The organism is Rhizobium sp. WSM1274, assembly GCF_025200775.1.
Taxonomy (GTDB): domain Bacteria; phylum Pseudomonadota; class Alphaproteobacteria; order Rhizobiales; family Rhizobiaceae; genus Rhizobium; species Rhizobium leguminosarum_I.
In genome coordinates, this window is the sequence record NZ_CP104140.1 from 385,266 (window position 1) to 405,309 (window position 20,044).

Consider the following 20,044-nt stretch of genomic DNA (forward strand, 5'->3'; position numbering starts at 1 on the left):
AAGACTCACGCTCGGCAATATCCGGCGCCTTTTATAGTCCGTTCGACTGCAAGGTCACGGTTAGTTCTTGGGTTTTTGCCCGGCCGATTTCAAAATCGAGATCAGGTCGCTCATTCCCTCGGGCGAGGAATTGTAGAGCCAGAGAATATCCGGATTGTCGACCGTGAATTCCTTGCCGGGGCCTGAACCCATGTCGCGGCCGGGCGAGGTCGCGTCGGGCAGCTTGTCCTCGCCGGGTGCCAGCCCCTTGGCGCGTTCGTGTTCGGCGATGATCGCAGTCGCCGCAGCAAAGGCCCTTTCGTCATGTTGGCGCAGCGCCGCAAGCGACGGGTTTCGTGCCGCAAGCGCGTCTTCAGCCGGGCCGGAATAGCCAAGCTGGGGGATCTGCAGCGCCAGCAGAAGGCCGATCGACAAGGTTATGAGCCAGGATTTCGTCATCGTCGTCAAATCCGTTATGCGCCGCAATAGGGCAAGCAGCACGACAATAGGGAGAGGTCGGAAGGATGGCAACGGCGCTCAGTGCCAATCGATTGGGAGGGTTGAAATCGACTGGCCGAGGCACTTTCGCTCCTTGTTTTATGCATGTCGTTAACCCGGAACCGCTGCACACTTCCGGGCGACATGCATCAGAGGATCTTCAATTGCTGCAGGTTAAGGCGCAGGTCGCGCAGCATCTCGCCGAAGATCTCCTCGATCATGCCCGTCGACCAGACGACCATGGTGCCGTAGGGCGAGCGCTTGCGCTGCATGAAGCCCGCCGTCTCGAAATCGATCAGCGTCTTGCGGCAGGTCTCGCTCGACATCACCGCGACCAGGAAACGGGCGAGGTTGGACTGGTCGATCGCGCCGGCTTTCTCCGCCCAGTTCTGGATCAGCCGCGGCTTGGTGTCGGCGGTGAACATCGAGGCGAGCGCCCGATCCTGGGAGAGCCCAAGGCGCTGGAGCTTGGCCGGATCGCGGGTGAGCGACACCACATAGTCATTGTGCAGATCGGCGAAGCGTTCGATATCCTCGGCAGTGCTGATGCCGAAGACCTTCATCGAATAGAGGAACTCGGCCATCAGATAGGTCGGCTCCGAGCGCAGCTGCGCCAGATGCTTGTCATCCTTGCTGGCCGAGGCCGCGCAGACGCGATCGGAGAAGTTGATCCTTGCCGCGCGAACTTGCTCCAGCAAGCTTATATCGAGCGCCAGTTCGTCACCGTTCCATTCCAGCATAAGCATTCCCTGCCGACAAATTTTCGAAACGATGTTCTTGTACTATCGCCGGCGGAGATCTCCAAATCGTTTGGAAAGCAATAGCTTGCTGACGAGGCACAACTATCCTACCAATTTAAAGACTTGACGGTCACAGAGCATGATGCCGAAAAGTGTGAGCGGTTTTCGGACGACATCATGCTCTTGCTTTAATTGAGAACAGGATTCAGATTGTAGGCCGGATCGGCCTAAAATCATCCTGTTCTGGGGGTCGAGGCAATGCGTAGTTTTGGGTCGCATATTTTGTTTGCCGCGGCACTTGCGGTCGCCTCGCCGGTTTTCGCCAAAGACACGACGATCATCGAGCTTCGCGGCGGCGACGGCGCACGTTCGGTCGGCATCATCTCTTCCAACGAGGAAGTCGAGGCATCCGGGCCGGCGGCGATCACCGTCGGCGACGACGGCACCATTTATATCCTCGACCAGAACAACGGCCGCGTGCTCGCCACCGACGCCGAACGCTCGCAGGCAGAGCCTGAGATCCTGCCGCTACCGGAAAATGCTGCGCCCGAGGATCTCGCGGTCGTCCACAACGAACTCTACCTCTGGTCGGATGGTGTCGTGCCGCTCGAGCGCTCCACCGATGCCGACGGCCGGTCGCAGACGCTGCGCGCCGTCGACGGCGGCGATGCCGACGACTACACCCGCTCGGTCTTCGCCTCGATGGGCTCGGTATCGCCCGGTCCGCTGAACAGCATCATCGACGAGATCGGTCGCAGCACCAGCCGGCCCGAGGCCCGCCCGCCAGTCATTCAGTATGTGCCGAGCCGCGGGCTCGGCGATATCGTCGCCGAGGTCTCGGCTGCTGCAAACGACAAGGCGGAAATCCTGCTGCGGCGCAGCAGCTCGGAGGAGAATTTCCTCTCGCTGCAGCTCGCCTCGGAAGGCCGGATCGGCACCGTCGAGCTTCTCGACATCGACACGACAGGCAGGCCCTATGCGCTGGTCGAACTGGTGCCCGCCGACCGGCCCGAGCGCACCGGCATGCTGGTGGTGCGCTTCACGCCGAATGGGGCGATGGACCGGGTCTACGACCTGCCGATCGACCCGGGAACCGTGTTCTCCAGGCGTTTTGTGGCGATCGGCCCGCGGGGCGACGTGCTCTATTTGAGATCGCAGGAAAGCCGGGCGCAGGTGGTGCGGCTCGACGGCCGGGAGCCCGGCCGCAAGCTTGCCGCCGCCCTGCCCGCAAAACAGTTGGATGCCGGTAAGCCCGGCAAGACGCCGAAGGTGGCGATCGTGCCGAAATCGCGCAGCGACGTCATCGAGCGCGCAATCGGCTTCGAGACGCTGAACTGGATGGTGACGCCGACTGCCTACGGCGGGGATCCGGGGCCCGGCTGCGTCAACATGAGCCGGCTGCGCCGCCCAATCTACCTGATCGGTAAGCGCGGCCAGACGGTCAAGGGTGTTCCCTATTGCTGGGGCTGCAAGACGCCGCTCGAGAATTTCATCGGCGGCGTCGAAAAGGGCCAGACCGCCGGCAATGTCTGCACCAAGAGCGCGCCGCAATCCAACATCCTCGGCGTCGACTGCTCCGGCTTCGTCAGCGACGCCTGGGGCCTGAAGATGCATGTCTCGACGCGCGCCATCCCCGCGATTACCAAGCGCCTCTCCGACCCCTGGTCGATGCGGCCGGGCGATGCATTGAACAAGCCGGGTTCGCATGTGCTGTTGTTCATGCGCTTCACCGACGACCGCAAGGTGGAAGTGATGGAGGCCTCGCCGAATGCCTGCAAGGGCCGCGTCTGCCGCAATACCTATTCGCTCGGCAGCCTGTTGATGCGCGGCTACCAGCCGGTGCGATTCAAGGGGCTGGATGGTTGAAGGGCGGGAGGATCGCCGGCTGCCCCGCTCATCCGCCTGCCGGCACCTTCTCCCCGTAAACGGGGCGAAGGGACACGCCGCAACCTCTCCGTCCCCAGGCCTCTCGTATGGCACGTCCCCTCTCCCCGTTTTACGGGGAGAGGGCTAGGGTAAGGGCTAGGGTGAGGGGCAGCCATTGGAGCCAACCGGGCGGGTGGCTCAAGGCCCGGATGACGGAGATTGGGGATGCGTTTCCGTCAAGCTCGCCTGGCCTGCGTCCTCCACGCGTCTTTTCAGACGCGCGGCGCGGTCGGCGCCAACCGCCGCTTCGCCATTGCCAAAAGCCCATGTGCCGCGACGCTCTCGGCATAGTCCCGATAGGCGGGATCCCGGCTCAGCATGCGTTCTTCGGCGCGGGCGCGCATGACGTAGATAAGACTGACGATCGCCAGAATCCCTGCCCGGGCAAGCCCTTCCGCAAGGCCGCTGGCGATGAAGCTGGGAGCCGCAAACAGCCACCAGGCAATGTTCTTCGAGACATAGGCCGGATGTTTGATGAAGCGGTAGGGGCCTGACGTGATGATGCCGCGATGGGTGAGGTTGGAAAATCGCGGCCCGAAGGCAACGGTCGCCCAGACATAGATCACGGTGCAAAACAGCGTCGCGACGCTCCAGAGGATGAAGACGGCCGATCCTTCCCGGATCACCGTCTCCCAGCCCGGCCCCTCGCCATAGGGCACGAAGGCATGCGAGATCGCAGGGAAGAACGGTTCGTAACAGATGAGGCAGACGAGCCAGCCGAGGGCCGTCGTCTCGGTTGCCCTGACATGCCATCCGAAAAGCTTGAAGGTGGCGATATAGCCGCCGGCGGCAAGCACGGTGTCGAGAAGAAAGGCAAGCCGCAACAGGCCCTCGAACCAGGCGGCCGAGAGCGGAGGAAATGACCAGGCCGGTTTGTTGGCAAGATCGGAAAGTGCGGCCATGCCGCCTGAAAACATCAGCACGAGAAAGAAGCATTTGATTGCAAGCAGGCGCAATGCGAACAGCACGTCCTCCTCGCGAAAATCCTGCATCAGCACCACGCGCCCGACCTGATTGAGATAGTCGTCGGGCTCTTCGGCGACCAGATCGGTGACCACAACGTAGAGAATGGTGGCGCCGGCAAGCGCGATGAAGATCGGGATGGTCGTGTGGCCGGCCTCGATAATCCATTGGACCGCGGACGACTGCGTAAAAAACGGAAAGACCGAGCAGGCGATGACGACTACGCCAAAAAGCGCGGTGAGGCCGACAAGTTTTGTCCCGACACGCCGCCAGAAGATGGCGGGAGCCTCGTCTCTTCTCATTCGAGATGCCCAGGTCGAACGAGCAGTGAGCGCGCGGTCGACGACAATCCACGCGAGGAGAAGGCAGAACACCGCAAGCGCCATTGCCTTGCCGGGCTCAAGCCGCAGATAGGTCGGGAGCGCAACGCCGACGAGAACGCCAACAAGGGTCGCAGCCTGACTGACGAGAGCGCTCCCGGTCACGGTATCCCTGTCCTGCGGTATCGGCACGCGCTCGGCCTTCTCGATTACGCTGCCGGCTGGACGCAGCCCCGAGAACGTACCCGTGCCGCCCGCGTCGCAAGCGCCATCGCAGTTTCAGCCATCAGGCAAGACGCATCCTCAGGCAGCGAGATCATCGCAATATCGAGCTTGGCGTAATCGACCATGTAGTAGCCCGATGCGGTTTTAATCACTGCCTCGGGCCTGATCGCCAACAGTTCCTGCGCCATCGTCCCAACGAACATCGGGCCGCCCCAGATGTAGCGGAAGGCATAGACCGGGATGCCCTGAGCCGAGGTGCCGAGCCGACGGATATCGGTCTTCAAGCGGCGATCGGACCAGCCCCCGCTGGAGCTGGATGAACTGCTGGAGCTGGATGAACTGCTCGAATCAGAAGAACCGCTAGAGCCAGAGCCGCCGCCCATGCCGCCGCCAGAGTTGGAATTCCCACCGGAACTATTCTCGGAACGGGCGAAAGCCGGTTGATTGCTCGTTGCGGCGACTCTTTTGACGGTGGGCGTGGTTTTCCTGGCAGGCGTGGCCGGCTCTTCAGTGGAGAACAGTGTCCTGGCACCTGGGTCGAAGATGCAGCTCTGCAGGATTGCGCCTGAGCCTGCGATGAATGTCGAGCACAAGAGAATACGGATGATGAGCTTGCTGTTCATGTAGGGCGCCCCCAGACCGCCGTTTAGAAGAGATCGTACCTCGGATTTCGCTTTACCCATGTCGCCTTGGCAAGTTGAACGAGCCTGTCGTCGAGCGACTTGGTCTTCGGAAGCGCCTTTTGCTCCTGAGTGGTCAACTCGATAACGAAGGTTTTTTCCGCTATCTTCTTTGCAGCACTAGGCAAGGTCTTGAGTGCCGCCTTTGCCTGGTTCTTCGGATCGCCGCTGCCCGGCATGTTGATGGCGGTCGCCAGCGCGAAATAACGTGCCGCCGTTGCAAGGCTGTCAGCGTCCGAGCCTTCTTCGTTCGCCAGCACGGCGCGGTCGAGCGCACCCCAATAGTCGCCGCGTTCCGCGCCCATCTCCAGCCACTTCACCGCTTCGGCCTTATCCGCGGCAACGCCGATACCGTCGCGGTACATGCGCCCGAGATTGGTCGGGGCATAGGGCTGACCGCCCTCTGCCGCCCGGGTGAAAAGGTCGAGCGCTTTCGGGAGATCCTGCGGAGCACCTTTTCCGAAACGGTAGACGAGTGCAAGATTGTTCAGCGAATAGATGTCGTTGCGCTGGACGCCGGCTTCGTAGAAGCGGATAGCGCGCTCCGGGTCGGCCGGAACGTTGATGCCGTTCAGGAAGATGTAGCCGAGTTCGTTCATTGCGTAGGTATGACCGAGATCGGCCGCCTGCAGCATCAAGCGCAACCCCAGCTGCTGATCGCCCTTGGTGCCGCGACCGTAGTAGAGGGCCTTGCCGTAGCTGTGCAGGGCAAAGGGATCGCCCTTGGCCGCGCCACCCTTGGCGATCTCGCTTGCCTTGGCGGCGTCACGCGGAACGGAGGCGCCGAACTCGTAAAGGCTCGACAGTTCATAGATCGCCCGGACATGCCCGGCATCCATCGCCTTCTTGATCGTCGCAAAGGCTGTTTTCGCGTCGCGGTTGGCAAGCTGGGCGCGGCCGAGCTGATAGACGAAACGCGCCACCTCAGGATAGGCCTTCACCGCGTCCGTGCAGGCCGGCAGCGCTATGTCCGGTTCGATCTCGTTCGGCAGCTTGCCTGCTGTCACGCCCTGAAGGTCGAGGGGTGCTGCGGCCGCTGTATCGCAGGCATCGAGTACCGGCTTGAAGGTGACCGTCGCCGGCGGCAGGTCGTCATTGGCAGCCTGCAGCGTCAGGGCGAAAGGCTGGTTTTCGGTGCCGATCTGCGGTTCGTAAGAGAGCAATGGAATATCCGAGGATTCCAACACGTGACCGAGCCCGATCACCCGGTCTCCGGCCCGCAGCGTGCCCTTGTCGGGCAGGGCCGCCACGTTGAAGGTCAAGTCGGCTGCCGATGCCGGTACTTCAGGCAGGCCGGCCTTTACGGGGCCGACCCCGATCGTCGTACTCACGTCACGCGGCAGCGTCTTCAGATAGGCGTCGGCATCGGCCAGCCGCACCTGCTTTTCCTGCTCGAGTTGGGCGAGCTTTGCGCCGGCATCCGCCGAGACGGTGATCGCGACGACACCCTGCGTCGCCTGGCCATAGGGGTCGCTGACGGTATAGCCGATGAGGCCGACGGTTCCGGCGGCAACACCTGATGAATCATAGCTCAGTGCCGTCAGTGCCGCGGCAGGCATCTTCGCGCCCTGCTCGATCGGCTTGCCGTCGAAGCTGAGCTTGCCGGTTTTGGGAAGCTGATTGAGAGTGACGAGCAGCGCCGAGCCGGTCTCGTCATGCGGCGGGGCGATCGGCAATTTGGTCGTGGCCGCACCCTCCGGCACGCTCACCTGCTGCATCGATTCGACGCTCGGCGGCGGCGGCGCCGGAATGAAATAGAAACTGTCCATCAGTGAGGAATTTTCCCAGGGGACCTGCTTGCCATTGGTCATGGCGATCACATCACGGCGCACGTCGGTCAGGACCTGGCGGATTTCCTTGTTGGGTTCGCTTGCCCGCTTGATGAAGGATTCGGAATAGGGGCTCAGCGCCCCGGTGCCATCGAGCGCCACCTGGCCGGGTTCTGTGGAAAAGGCGATCAGGCTGCCGAGATCGCTGTCGATCCGCGCAAGTCCGCGTGTGGCGCCGACCGGTTCCAGTTTTTCCGCCATCCAGAATTTCTGGGCGTTGAAGGGATTGTTGCGGCAAGCGTCGAGGAAGATCAGCTGCACCCGCGAATTCTGCTTGAGATGGTTCAGAATGAGGTCGAGCGGCATCGTCTGCGTCTCGACGTCATAGGGCGTCTCCAGTGTCGCATCGACCGGCACAAGGAAATTCTGACCGCCCACCTGGATGCCGTGGCCCGAATAATAGATCAGGCCGGCCTCGGCGTTGCTGGTCGATCGCAGGAAGCGCCGCACCGTATCCTCGAGCCCGATGCGGTCGACATTGACGCCGATCGTCACATCGAAACCGGCCGCACGCAACGTGCTGGCGACCTCTTCGACGTCATTGGCAGGATTGGGAAGCGAGGGCAGCGTCTTATAGACCGAGTTGCCGATGACCAGGGCGACGCGGCGTCCGCTCTCTTCTTTGATGGCGGCAAATGCCGTGCCGATCGACAGCAGCATTGCTGCGATGATCATCAGATAAGCGCACAGTCTCTTGATGTGGTGAAACTTGGGCATGGCTCGATCGCAAACATTCTATTGTCTAAGTTCAATAAAATTTGCTGGCCTGCTGGTGCTGGGCCCCCTCCGCATTCACAGTTCAAAACTATTCCTCGGCGCCCTAAAAAGCAAGCTGCGCCGCCTCCAAGAGAATTGGAGCAGTTCTTGCAGATTGGAAGCCTGTCTCTGGCGGGAAAGACTATGGAAATCAGAGAACAAACATGCGGATGAGGGCAGATACGTCAATTCTGATGACGTTTTCTTGGAGCCTCTTGTCTGTCAGCTTGGTGCATTCCGGCGACAGTAGTCTGCACAGACCTTTGTTTCCGAATATCTTTATCGCAAAACAGCTGCACATTTTAGCGAGGCATGCTTTAGCAAAGAGGGTACTGAAACACTTTCAAACCTCGCATCGTGCTCCCGTCATGAGGGAGTTTCCATCCTCGGCTAGCCCGATGTATCATGGTGGTGTTGAATTCGTGGGCCCGAATACATGGGCGAGGACCGGAGGGGACCGTTGCAGAGAAGGCTCGCAGCTATTCTAATCGCGGATGTCGTCGGCTATTCTCGCTTGGTCGAGGCGGACGAGAACGGAACGCTTGCGGCTCTCGGCAGCTTGATGACATCGTCGTTACGTCCTGTTATCGCTGCACATGCTGGACGTGTCGTCAAACTGATGGGCGACGGTCTGGTCGCGGAGTTCACCTCGGTAGTCGAGGCTGTTTCTTGTGCGATCGCAATGCAGAAGTCCGTGGCGAGCCAACAGCACCTCGTCGATCCGAAGAGCAAGATCGTCTTTCGCGTAGGAATCAATCTCGGCGACGTCGTGGTAGACGGTGACGACATCTTAGGGGACGGAGTTAATGTGGCGGCGCGACTGGAGCAGTTGTGTCCGCCGGGCGATGTTCTGATCTCAGGCGCAGCGTACGAACATCTTGCGGGGAAAATCGACGCCACGATCGAATATGCGGGAGAGCAGCGCCTCAAGAACATCACGCGCCCGATCAAGGCGTACCATCTTCCGCTGAGCGGGTCGAAGTTTGCCGTTTCCAACCTCTCAAGATCGACCGGACCAACTATCGCAGTCCTTCCATTCGAAAACATGGGGGGTGACCCTGAGCAGACGTATTTCAGCGATGGAATCACCGAAGACATCATCATCGAGCTAGCCAGGTTCACCGAACTCATGGTGATCGCAAGAACCTCGTCGTTCGCTTTGGGCGGCCGGACGGGCGACCTGCGCGAGATCGGACACATTCTCGGCGCGGATTACGTGGTCGAGGGAAGCGTCAGACGAGCGGGCCATCGGATCCGGATTGCGGTTCAGCTTGTCGAGACAAAAGGCGGCACTCATCGCTGGGCAGAGCGTTACGACGCGTCCATAGAGAATATCTTCTCCACCCAGGAAGAGATAGCGCGCAGCATCGTCGCCATGGTCGCGCAGCGCGTCATAGACGATAACGAGCTCACCTCTAGAAGACGCCGTCCGGAAGACGTGCGAGCCTACGATCTGTTCCTACAGGGCAACCGCCTCTCCGACGACTTCCGGCCGGGAGCACAGGAGCGCGCCGAGGCACTGTTTGAAAGCGCTGCCAAGGCGGATCCAACCTTCGCACGCGCACATACAGGTCTCGCCTATATCTACCTTAACCGCGCCTCGGAAGGAGGCCTTGGTATCCCAAGGGAACGCGATGATAACCGGATCAAGGCGCTTCGCTCGGCCGAAACGGCACTCGCCTTGGACCCGAGCGATCCTCGGGTACAGTGCACTCTGGGTTACATTTGTTTGACGTGGCGAGACTTCAAAAGGGCGGAGCATCATCTCGACCTCGCAAAATCGATGAATCCCAATGATGCCACTATTCTGATCCTCTGGGCTGGGATGGAAGGAGCGTTGGGGCGGCCGGTCAAAGGCTTGGCCGGCGCCGAGGTCGCCTACCGGCTGAACCCGCTCCATCCCAGTTGGTACAACTATTACAAATCCCGTCTTCTGTTCCTTGCGGAAAGATACGGTGAGGCCGCCACTCTTCTGGAACAGCGGACTTTTGACACGCCCGAAAGAGAGCCGCGAGACATGGCATGGCGCGCAGCGTCCTACGGTCACCTCGGTCGGATCGATGACGCTGAGAAATGCGGAAAAATATTCCTTGATGCAATTAGGACAAGGTGGTGCGGAGCGTCGACGGCAGGTCCCGCCGACTATGTTAACTGGCTTGTTGATGTCTCATATCTCAATAACGAGCATGATGTGCTGCGGCTCCGCGAGGGTTTGAGGCTCGCTGGTCTGGCGGGATGAATAGGTTGGCGGTATCGGCGGCAGTGAACGCCCGATCAATGGCTGCGCTTCGCTCGGGACGATCTGCGAGGGCGCTGAATGTCGGTTGCCTAGCCTCGAAACGTATAGGTGCTGATCGAGGCCGGTTTCATCTCGATGGAGAAGCCCGGCAGGGTGGGCGGCATGTAGGCGGCGTTTTCGATCAAGCAGGGGTCGAGGAAGTGTTCGTGCAGATGATCGACATATTCGATGACGCGGCCTTGCTTGGTCCCCGACACCGCGACGTAATCGATCATCGACAGATGCTGCACATATTCACAGAGGCCGACACCGCCGGCATGCGGCCAGACCGGCAGGCCGAACTTGGCGGCGATCAGCAGTACGGAGAGGACCTCGTTCAGCCCGCCCATGCGGCAGGAATCGATCTGCACGATGTCGATTGCGCCCTCGGCGATGAACTGCTTGAACATGATGCGGTTCTGGCACATCTCGCCGGTCGCGACCTTCACCGGAGCGATCGTCTCGCGGATCTTGCGGTGGCCGGCGACATCATCGGGGCTTGTGGGTTCCTCGATGAAGAAGGGCTTGGCGAAGGAGAGCGCCTTCACCCAGTCGATCGCCTGGCCGACGTCCCATACCTGGTTGGCGTCGATCATCAGGTAACGATCGGGACCGATCACCTCGCGGGCGATCCTCAGACGGCGGATATCGTCTTCGAGATCGCGGCCGACCTTCATCTTGATATGATTGAAGCCGGCGTCGATTGCCTCCTGGCAGAGGCGGCGCAGCTTTTCGTCGCCGTAGCCTAGCCAGCCGGCCGAGGTCGTGTAGCAGGCGTAGCCCTCCTTTTCGAGGATGGCGATGCGTTCTGCCTTGCCCGCCTCGGCGCGCTTCAGGATCTCGACCGCCTCGTCGCGCGTCAGCACGTCGGTGAGATAGCGGTAATCGACGATATCGGCGATCTCTTCCGGCGACATCTCGGCGACGAGCCGCCAGACGGGCTTGCCGGCCTGCTTGGCGAGCAGATCCCAGACGGCATTGACGACCGCGCCGGTCGCCAGGTGAATGGCGCCCTTTTCAGGGCCGATCCAGCGCAGTTGGCTATCGCTCGTCAGATGCCGCCAGAAGGTGCCGGGATGGGCGAGAACCTCGGCAAGGTCGGCGCCGACGATGAGGTGGCGCATGGCCTCGATCGCCATGCAGCAAATGTCGTTGCCGCGGCCGATGGTGAAGGTCAGGCCGTGGCCGGCAAGATCCGGCGCATCCGTATCGAGAATGACGTAAGCCGCCGAATAATCCGGATCGGGATTCATCGCATCGGATCCATCCAGGCTTTGCGAGGTGGGAAAGCGGAGATCGAAGACACGAAGGTCGGTGATGCGGGTCATGATTGTTCCTCCCGATGATATGGGCCGATTATATGCCGATTATATAGAGCCGATTGCAGTGGGCGGCCGCATCAGCTGAAATCAGATCGTCCAGCCGCCGTCGATGGCGATCGCCTGGCCCGACGTGTAGGTCGCGCCGGCGAGATAGACGGCGAGATCGGCGATCTCCTCCGGCGAGCCGAGCCGGCCCATCGGTTGGCGGGCGATGAAGGCGGCGCGCGCCGCATCGTAATCGCCCTGCGCCCGCATGCGGTCCTGCAGCGACGGGCTTTCCACCGTGCCTGGGCAGATGGCGTTGCAGCGGATGCCTTGGCCGACATAATCGGCGGCGACGGCTTTGGTGAGTCCGATCACCGCCGCCTTGGTGACGCCGTAGGCGAAGCGGTTCGGCACGCCCTTGATACTGGAGGCGACGGAGGCCATGTTGATGATCGCTCCGTCCTTGCGTTCGATCATGCCCGGCAGCACGGCCCGGATGGTGCGGATCATCGCCTTGACGTTGAGGTCGAAGGCGAATTCGAGATCGGAATCCTTCATCTCGAGGATCGAGCCGGCATGGACGAAGCCGGCGCAGTTGAACAGTACGTCAACGGCTCCGATCTCGGCGACGAGGGCCTTGACCGCATCCTCTTCGAGTACGTTCAGCTTATGGGTGGAAACCCCGGTTTCGGCGGCAAGCGTCGCCAGCGCCTCGGTGTTGATATCGGTTGCGTGAACCTTGGCACCGATCGCGGCAAAGGCCGCCGCCGTCGCCCGGCCGATGCCCTGACCGGAGGCAGTGATGAGAACGGTCTTGCCGGAAAGTCTATTTGTCATGTCACGGGCCTTTTCTGGAATTGTCTACGCTCGACGATGGAGTGCGGCTGATGTCTTGGCGAAGCTCGGTCGTGATGGAGCATTCCGGCCTGCTTCCGCAGGTGCACGGCTCTCTGCGTTAAATGGAGGAGTTGGCGCCGTTGCACAGGCAGATCAGCGGGAGATTCAGCCGATTGGCTGCTTTTTCGGCGATCTCCGCCGGCGGCAGGGCCGATGACCATTCCCATGCGCTGCACGGTTTTCCTCCCTGTCCCCGGCTTGCTTATGATCCTGCCGCTCGGGCGCCTTCGATACCTCAGCCGCTCGTTTTCGATCGACTTTTCAGTGATGAGTTGTCTGTTTATAGACAAACAGACGATTGGCCAAGGGTCAAGTGCGAAGTTTTCCTTTTCCGGCTGCGGTTCTGCGTATATGCAGAAATATATTCACAGGAGGAAGGAATGGTGACCGACGAGTCCGACCGCTACCGCGCTCCTGCCCTCGACAAGGGCCTCGATATCCTGGAATTGCTCGCCGGCGTCGACAGCGGCCTCACCCAGGCCGAAATCGCCAAACGGCTCGACCGCAGCCCCAACGAATTCTACCGCATGCTCGACCGGCTGGTGCGCCGCGGTTACGTCACCCGGCTGGACGGCGACCGCTACTCGCTGACGCTGAAGCTCTTCGGACTTGCCCAACTGCACGCGCCGGTGCGCCGCCTCGCCTCCTACGCCACGCCGCTGATGCGCGATCTCGCCCAGCGCACGCGCCAGGCCAACCATCTTGCCGTCTTCGATCGGGGTGCTGCCGTCGTCATCGCCCAGCAGGAGGCGCCGGATTATTGGGGATTTTCGATCCGCGTCGGTGCCCATATCAGCCTCTTCGACACCGGTTCGGGGCATGTGCTGCTTGCCTTCCGCAGCGAGGAAGAGCGGGAGATGATGATTTCGGAACATGTGCGCAGCCGCGCGGAGATTGAACTCGGGCCTGAATTCTACGACCGTCTCGACCAGATCCGCGAGCGCGGTTACGAGATGATGGCGAGCGCCCAGACATCAGGCGTCTACAATCTTTCCGCTCCCGTTCTTGGACCGGACCGCCGCTGCATCGCCGCCCTTACCTGCCCCTTTATCGCGCTCGTCAATGCGCCGTCGGCACCCGATATCACCCAGGCGATCACGCTGGTGCAGAAGGCCGCCGCCCAGTTGTCGCTGCTTGCCGGCGCCGATGTCGCCAATTCTGGTTGATGGGAAGGAGGATCTCGGCCGGGGATTGGCGAAACCAGCCCCTCATCCGCCTGCCGGCACCTTCTCCCCGTAAACGGGGCGAAGGGAAATGCCGCACCGGCTTCCCCCAACCTCGACGTTGCGTTTGGCACGTCCCCTCTCCCTGTTTTTTACGGGGAGAGGGTTAGGGTGAGGGGCAGCTATTGCCGCCAACTGGACAGTGATGCCTGATGGTCGGGAATTTCTATTTGAACAATCCATTCACCAGAGATAGCCTTGCGAGAAAGCCACTCTTGGAGGAAAAAGCGTGTTCATCGACACCCATCTGCACATCATCGACCGGTCGGTCCTGCCCTATCCCTGGCTCTCCGGCGCGCCTGATCTCGATCATGATTTCCTCTACGAAAGCTATGCGACTGAAGCCCGGCGCTGCGGCATCACCACGGCGCTGCACATGGAGGTCGACGTCGATCCCGCCGCCATGCAGGCCGAGACCGACCACGTCGCCGGCATCTCTAAGAAGGAAGGCAGTCTGATTGCCGGCGCCATCGTCTCCTGCCGACCGGAAGAGGAAGGCTTTGCCGCCTATCTCGAGCGGCAAAAGGCCGATCCCTTCGTCAAGGGGTTCCGCCGCGTGCTGCATGTCGTGCCTGATGATGTCTCCGAAGGCGCCCTGTTCCGTGAAAACATCAGGCGCATCAGCGGCAGCGGCCTGACCTTCGACCTTTGCACGTTGCCGCATCAGGCGGGCCGTGTGACCGCCCTCGTCGACCTTGCGCCCTACGTGCAGTTCGTGCTCGACCATTGCGGCGTACCGGATATCCGCTCGGACGCCTTCCAGCCATGGAAGGCGGGCATATCAGAGATTGCCCGGCGGCCGAACGTCGTCTGCAAGGTCTCCGGCGTCGTCGCCTATGCCGATGCGAAGACATGGACGGCAGAAACGCTGCGGCCCTATATCGAACATGTGATCGCCAGCTTCGGCTGGGACCGCGTCGTCTGGGGCAGCGATTGGCCGGTCTGCACGCTCGGTGGCGGCCTCTCTACCTGGGTCGCGGCGACCCATGCGATGCTTTCCGGCGTGAGCGAGGCGGAGCGTTCCAAGTTGCTTTTCGCCAACGCACAACGCCTCTGGTCGCTCTGACGTCGCAAAATGAAGCAACCAATCTCGTCGATGTGCCATTTCGGCATGTTTTTTGTACCATTCACGGACAAAAAAGGTGCGATATTCTGCCTTAACGCTATCTGCATGCAAGCAATTGCTAGCCTTATTTATCTCGGCTAAAAGTTGTTGACACGGATATGGCGAATACCCCCTTGTCCGCTGCCTTCAGAAGGGAAAATGAGATGAAAGAAGCACCGCATTCCGTCGATGTTCACGTCGGAAAGACGATCCGTATCCAGCGTCTGTTGAGGAAGGTTTCTCAGACGGAACTGGGCGATCGCGTCGGCGTAACGTTCCAGCAGATCCAAAAATACGAAAAGGGTTCCAACCGCGTTTCCGCCAGCATGCTGGTCGAAATCGCCGGCGCGCTGAAGGTCGACGTCAGGACATTTTTCGACGACATGTCGACCCCTGATACGGCCAACGACAACCCCGCTCCGAGCGAGGAATTCGTTATTTCGCGCGAAGGCGTGCTTCTCAATGCGGCGTTCTTTTCGATCAAGAACGAAGCGCTTCGCAAGAAGATCCTGAAGCTCGTCCAGGCGATTGCCCACACTGAACAGTTGGACTCTGAAGCGGCTGAATAGGGTCCTTCACGCGATCCCAACGGACCGCATGAGGCATGAGGATCAATAACAATCGATCGCGCTCAATGGCGATCGATCAGGATTAGATTCTCGCTGGCATCCTTCATTGCGATCTTGGCTTTGCTGCCGAGCAGTTTCTCGAGATTGACGTCAAGCTCCCTGTCGGGATCTATGCCGTCCCAATCGATGACGACTTGCAGCAGCGCCATGTTCGTCAGGTGCATCAGATTGCGCAACCGCAGCTTTTCAGCCTCCTCCTTGGCTGCCGACAGCAGCCGGAAGATCCTTGCGTATTCGCTGCCGGTACCCTCGTTGTGTTGATCAAACATCGTTCCCGCCTCTTTGGTCGTAGAACCCTACGATTCCATCAGTGCTGCATCTTTCCGCCGCGACCGTTATTCAAGCGTTACAGGAACCGCATTGCGCGTGACTTCGGCGTGCAAGAGCTCCCAATGTGAGGTCGCGGCAAAGCGCCAGTCGCGGTTGACGGGGAGGAATTTATCCCGGCGCAGCCAGTCCAATACCAGTCGCGCGTCGTTGCGCTTGCGCTCGACGCGGCTGCCGCGGATAGCGGCGAGGATATGATCGCGGCGCGGTTTGCGGAAATGGCACTCGTCGGCCACCTTCGCATAGGTGCGCTCGGAGAAATGCAGAAACCGGCCGGCCAGCAGCAGCTTCTTGCGCTCGCCGGGCGTAATCTCGCCGCTGGCGTAAAGCGCATCGATCGTCGGCTCGAAATCGACCCAGGGAACGGAAAGCGGCAGCCAGCCGAGCTCCTGCGGTGCATGCACCAGTGCGACGGCCTCATCGTCGAGCAGCCGTCCGGACTCGTAATCTTCGAAGATCGAGCCGAGCCCGATCATACCGAAGGGGGCACATTCGGCTGCCCTGAGCGCTCCCATGCTGGCCCCGCCGGCAACGGCGACATCATGTTCGAGTGCGTACAATATTTCCTTGTGCCAGACCGAAGGCAGATCGCCGAAATAGCCGTCGACGAGGCCGATCGCGGTGGCGCCGTCCCGAACGGCCTTCAGGATGTCGCCGGCGGCGGCCGGCGGCCGGAAATCGATGGAAGGAGACATGGCTCTTGCCGCGGCAAGATCGCTGCCAAGACTCGGGCCGACGAACAGCACCTTCATGATTCGGCTCCTCTTATGGTGTTGACCGCGCGCATGCCGAGTTGGATGTATTGGCCCGAGATGTCGACCTCCAGTCCCGGCACGATCACTCTGACGACCGAGATCGGCAGGGCTCGATGCGGAAACGGCACGACGACGATCTGCTCGATGCCGGTCGCCGTCAGCCGGTCGGCAATATGGCCGATGGATTCCTGGATCGTCGCCGGGCGGCGATGGCGGGCCTGGAACGAGCGCATCCGGCCGTCGCCCTCGCAGAGTTGGACCACCTGCTGCATCGCCGCACTCCGGTCTAGACGCTGATAGATGCGCGGCGAGAAATCGTCGCGGCTGCCGGCAATCGCGGTCAGCCGGCTCTGCGCCGCTTCGGTGATGGCGCGCAGCGCGGCGCGCACGGGGTCGGGATGGCAGCCGCAGCCACCGCAGACATGCGACCAGCGCGCGTCGACACGGTCGGAAAGATTGCCTGGCATGATGACGGCCAGAAAGGCGGGAACGCCGATATCCGTCGTCATGTCGAGCAGCAGCAGTTTCATGCCGGCGCGCGTGATCCGGTCGGTCATGACGTCGATGACCGCATCGCCGAAGGAGGCGGGGTCGATGCGGCTCTCCTTAAGCCGCTCAGGCGATTTCAGCTGGGTCAAGGCCCAGGCGTCACGCTCCACCAGCTCACAAAGCCCATGCAGGACCGCTTCGGACGGCGTGTTGCCGGAGGCGAGCCCATCGCTCGACTGCTCGAAGCCCGCCGGCCTCTCGCCGCAATGGTCGAGTCCGACGAGCCACCAGGGCACGAAGACGCTGCTGCCGGAAAGGATGTCGAGCCCCGTGCACCAGGGAATAGGACTGCTGCCGATCTCATCGGGCGCGCAGCGTGCGACATTTTCGAGATCGATCATCGCCGCATGCTCCGCCCGCATGCTGTCGATCGTCGCCTGCGTCAGGTCGGCGGGGGCAATTTCGGCGATCCGCGTCTCGACCGCTTCCATCGCCGCCGAGGTCATGGCGGCATCATTGTCGATGCCCTTGCCCTGAAACACCGAGAGCGTATGGCTGTTCGGCCTCGTCGCGAAGGCGACGGGGATGTTCAGGACGTCGAGTGCTGTCAGCAGACCGACGCGCGTGATGCCGAATTCGCGCAGATGCGGCCTGATGGCCGCGAGGGTCTGAGCCGGCGTGACGGCGCGGTCATGATAATCGCTGACACCGGCCGATGATCGTTTAAGGTCACCGGCAAGCGTTTCAAGGTCGGTGAAAGCGGACATACCGATCTGTTCCTTAGCGGAACCTCAGCGCATGCGTCAGGCTCTCGAGCGCATTGGCGGAAACGTTGAGTTCGTCCTGCTTCAGGGCTGCCCTGGCGGCAGCAGAAAAACGCAGCGACTGTGTCTGAGCTGCGGTGGTTTCAGCATTCGTCTTCATGTTCCATCTCCGATTGGTTGGGCAGCGCCTTGCTGCCGTTAACCATCGGAAAGAAACATTGCCTCCGTCATTTAAGCGTTACAGGCTTCGTTAAAAGGCCGTGCAATCAGGGAAGACCAGCAAGTTGCAGGCCCTGTATCAGCGGTTCCGTATAGGCGGGATCGCGATCGGGGACGAAATGACGGATGTCCTCGCTGCGGAAATCGGGGAAGTTTTCCAGCACTACCCTGGCGTAATTCCTAGCTTTGCCCGTATCGCCTGCCATGGCATGCGAGGCGGCGAGCAGACGGGCTGTTGCCTGCTTCGCCTTCACCGGCTCCAGCGCCTCGATCGCCATTTCATATTCTTCGCGCATGAAGTGGATGCCGCCGAGGTTCCAGTAATAATAGTCCGGCGGCAGCGGATTGAGTTTAAAGGCCGCGCGGCTGAGCTCCAGTGCTCGATCGAAATCGCCATCATGGGAAAGCGCGTCGGCGAAATCGGCGAGGATGTCGGCATCGTTGGGATTGAGATCCTGAGCCTGCTGGAAATATTCCAGGCTTTCGTCGAAGCGGCGGCGATAAAGCGCCACGAAGCCGAGCTCGCGGTAGGCCCGGCCGCTGTTTGGGTCGGACTGCTGGGCCTGCCGGGCAGCACCGTTCGCCTCGTCGAGCAGTTCCTTGTCCCGCATGCCGCGGATCAGCCATTCCATGCCGAGCGCGCGCGACATGCCGGCATGGGCGGCGGAGAAATGTTCGTAGCGATTGAGCGAGGATTTGAACCATTTGCGCGCCTGGCGCAGATGCTGCAGATCAGTCTGGGCAATCAGCCGCTTGCCTTCCAGGTAGAGACGGTAGGCGGAAGGCGGCGCCTCGCCGATCGGCATCGCCAGCTCGTGGCGTTCGATCGTGTCGGCGAGCGAGGAGACGATCCGCCGCGTCAGATGCGCGAAGGATTCGCTGATCTTCTGCATGACCAGCGGCAGTTCGATGGCCCAGATTACCTCCGATGTCGTCGTCCGCGTCAGCCGACAGGTCGCAAAGACATCCTCGTCGCGGCCCTGGATGGTGACGTAGACCGCATAGTCGAAGCTGAGGTCGAGCGGACCGGGCACGGCACGCGACGGATCGATCGAACGGCTGAGGATCTCCAGGCTGGTATGCGCCGCGATCACCTTGAAGCCGCGCTGCTGGCTAAGGCCGATCGTGACGTCTTCGAGAAGGGCCCTGCCGACGCGCTCCATCAGCGGATCGGTGAAGATACTTTCCGGCGGCAGAATGATGATGCGCGGCTGGCCGACCGGATTGACGGAAAGATTAAGCGCCGACTGTGGATGTCCCGACGTCGCCTGTGCCGCCGGCGCCAGGTTAAGTTCGCGGGCAAGAGCGGTGGTGCTTTCTTCCGGCTCGGTGTCGAAGTCGTCCTTCAACTGGCTCTTGCACTTCAGATAGGCCTGACGCGCCGCTGCCGGATCGTTCATCCTGACATAGGTGCGCATCAAGGCGCGATAGGCCGTCTCGCTGGCAGGATCGAGTTCCAGCAGGCGCCTGGCAAGCGTGATCTGCTCTTCGTCCGATCTGTCTTCGGCGGTTTCGACCAACCGGGTCAGCTGGGCGGAGCGCAGTTCGTCGACGCGCTGGCGCTCAAAGGTCAGCCAGTCCTCGGCGCCCTGCGTCGGCGATTTGACGCCTTCGAGCAATTCGCCGTTCAGCAGGCCGCCCTCTTCGAGTGCGAGCGGCCCTTTCTGTTTGAGGATATGAACGTCGACCTCCCAGCCATCGGCAAGGCCGATATGGGTTCGGGTCGCGGCAAGCAGCTGTGGAAGGCCGACGGGAACGCTCTGCTCGATTCGTGCCAGCAGCTGGCGCAGGCTACCGGCGCGTTTTTCCGGCAGGTCCGATTGCCAGAGCTGCCGCCTGACGGTTTCGCGATCGAGTTCGAAATTGGGTTCGGCGGCGAGCATGGCGAGGAGAAAATAAGACTTCTCCGGCAAGGGGAGTTCCTTCCCCGCCGCCAGCAATCGCGGTCTTCCGAGCAGGCACAGCCTGTTCGTCAGCATCTGCCGGATGTCCGTCGCATCTCGATTCTCACCCCTGAAAGCCAAGGCGCACAAGCACACCGGCCAGTCCAAACCATGTTAGAGCCATAAGAGGCCGGCGCATAGCGGTTTTGCTTTAAAAAGAAGAAGTTTCATCGAATATTTGCATATTCTTGC

General features: G+C 61.2%; 17 protein-coding genes. 5 read left to right on the forward strand and 12 right to left on the reverse strand.

The window, feature by feature from the left end; all coding sequences use genetic code 11:
* Nucleotides 1-60: 60 nt before the first annotated feature.
* On the reverse strand, nt 61-438 hold the full coding sequence (locus N2600_RS31585; RefSeq protein WP_260299584.1) for a hypothetical protein: 378 nt from the start codon (nt 436-438) through the stop codon (nt 61-63).
* A 188-nt stretch (nt 439-626) separates the two neighbouring features.
* Nucleotides 627-1,217, reverse strand: coding sequence for a hypothetical protein (locus N2600_RS31590; protein WP_026236777.1), 591 nt, complete (start codon nt 1,215-1,217; stop codon nt 627-629).
* A 258-nt stretch (nt 1,218-1,475) separates the two neighbouring features.
* Between N2600_RS31590 and N2600_RS31595 the strand changes: the two genes are divergently transcribed.
* Nucleotides 1,476-3,083 (forward strand): hypothetical protein, encoded by a 1,608-nt coding sequence (locus N2600_RS31595; protein ID WP_260299585.1) that lies wholly within the window; start codon nt 1,476-1,478, stop codon nt 3,081-3,083.
* Nucleotides 3,084-3,355: 272 nt separating this feature from the next.
* Here N2600_RS31595 and N2600_RS31600 read toward each other — a convergent pair whose 3' ends face one another.
* From N2600_RS31600 to N2600_RS31610, 3 genes are read right to left on the reverse strand one after another with little or no spacing between them, the layout of a single operon-like run.
* Nucleotides 3,356-4,618 (reverse strand): methyltransferase family protein, encoded by a 1,263-nt coding sequence (locus N2600_RS31600; RefSeq protein ID WP_260299586.1) that lies wholly within the window; start codon nt 4,616-4,618, stop codon nt 3,356-3,358.
* 17 nt (nt 4,619-4,635) lie between these two features.
* Entirely contained in the window at nt 4,636-5,274 is a 639-nt protein-coding gene (locus N2600_RS31605; protein ID WP_260299587.1) for a tail fiber domain-containing protein, read from the reverse strand.
* Nucleotides 5,275-5,297: 23 nt separating this feature from the next.
* Entirely contained in the window at nt 5,298-7,877 is a 2,580-nt protein-coding gene (locus N2600_RS31610; protein ID WP_260299588.1) for a caspase family protein, read from the reverse strand.
* Between the two features lie 499 nt (nt 7,878-8,376).
* Between N2600_RS31610 and N2600_RS31615 the strand changes: the two genes are divergently transcribed.
* A complete protein-coding gene (locus N2600_RS31615) occupies nt 8,377-10,155 on the forward strand; it encodes an adenylate/guanylate cyclase domain-containing protein (RefSeq protein ID WP_311319312.1) in 1,779 nt (592 codons plus the stop codon).
* An 89-nt stretch (nt 10,156-10,244) separates the two neighbouring features.
* Here N2600_RS31615 and N2600_RS31620 read toward each other — a convergent pair whose 3' ends face one another.
* Together N2600_RS31620 and N2600_RS31625 are read right to left on the reverse strand one after the other, a co-directional pair.
* Entirely contained in the window at nt 10,245-11,522 is a 1,278-nt protein-coding gene (locus tag N2600_RS31620) for an L-fuconate dehydratase (RefSeq protein WP_260299590.1), read from the reverse strand.
* 81 nt (nt 11,523-11,603) lie between these two features.
* A complete protein-coding gene (locus tag N2600_RS31625) occupies nt 11,604-12,338 on the reverse strand; it encodes an SDR family oxidoreductase (RefSeq protein WP_170261517.1) in 735 nt (244 codons plus the stop codon).
* A 440-nt stretch (nt 12,339-12,778) separates the two neighbouring features.
* Here N2600_RS31625 and N2600_RS31630 point away from each other — a divergent pair, with 440 nt between their 5' ends.
* From N2600_RS31630 to N2600_RS31640, 3 genes are all read left to right on the forward strand, one after another.
* The gene (locus tag N2600_RS31630; protein WP_222385326.1) at nt 12,779-13,564 is read left to right on the forward strand and encodes an IclR family transcriptional regulator; all 786 of its coding nucleotides are present in this window, start codon (nt 12,779-12,781) and stop codon (nt 13,562-13,564) included.
* 286 nt (nt 13,565-13,850) lie between these two features.
* Nucleotides 13,851-14,687, forward strand: a complete 837-nt coding sequence (locus N2600_RS31635) for an amidohydrolase family protein (protein WP_260299591.1) — start codon at nt 13,851-13,853, stop codon at nt 14,685-14,687.
* Nucleotides 14,688-14,890: 203 nt separating this feature from the next.
* The gene (locus N2600_RS31640; RefSeq protein WP_018071616.1) at nt 14,891-15,295 is read left to right on the forward strand and encodes a helix-turn-helix domain-containing protein; all 405 of its coding nucleotides are present in this window, start codon (nt 14,891-14,893) and stop codon (nt 15,293-15,295) included.
* A 62-nt stretch (nt 15,296-15,357) separates the two neighbouring features.
* Here the strand turns inward: N2600_RS31640 and N2600_RS31645 are convergent, their stop codons facing one another.
* The 5 genes from N2600_RS31645 to N2600_RS31665 all read right to left on the reverse strand — a co-directional run bounded on the left by N2600_RS31645 (nt 15,358) and on the right by N2600_RS31665 (nt 19,948).
* A complete protein-coding gene (locus N2600_RS31645; protein WP_017968524.1) occupies nt 15,358-15,624 on the reverse strand; it encodes a hypothetical protein in 267 nt (88 codons plus the stop codon).
* 66 nt (nt 15,625-15,690) lie between these two features.
* Nucleotides 15,691-16,434: a TfuA-like protein gene (locus N2600_RS31650; protein ID WP_260299592.1), complete on the reverse strand. Its 744-nt coding sequence runs from the start codon at nt 16,432-16,434 to the stop codon at nt 15,691-15,693.
* Nucleotides 16,431-17,693, reverse strand: coding sequence for a YcaO-like family protein (locus N2600_RS31655; protein WP_260299593.1), 1,263 nt, complete (start codon nt 17,691-17,693; stop codon nt 16,431-16,433). The genes N2600_RS31650 and N2600_RS31655 overlap by 4 nt, the downstream gene beginning before the upstream one ends.
* A 13-nt stretch (nt 17,694-17,706) precedes the next feature.
* Nucleotides 17,707-17,850: a hypothetical protein gene (locus N2600_RS31660; protein ID WP_003553391.1), complete on the reverse strand. Its 144-nt coding sequence runs from the start codon at nt 17,848-17,850 to the stop codon at nt 17,707-17,709.
* Between the two features lie 106 nt (nt 17,851-17,956).
* Nucleotides 17,957-19,948, reverse strand: coding sequence for a BTAD domain-containing putative transcriptional regulator (locus N2600_RS31665; protein ID WP_260299594.1), 1,992 nt, complete (start codon nt 19,946-19,948; stop codon nt 17,957-17,959).
* Nucleotides 19,949-20,044 lie beyond the last annotated feature (96 nt).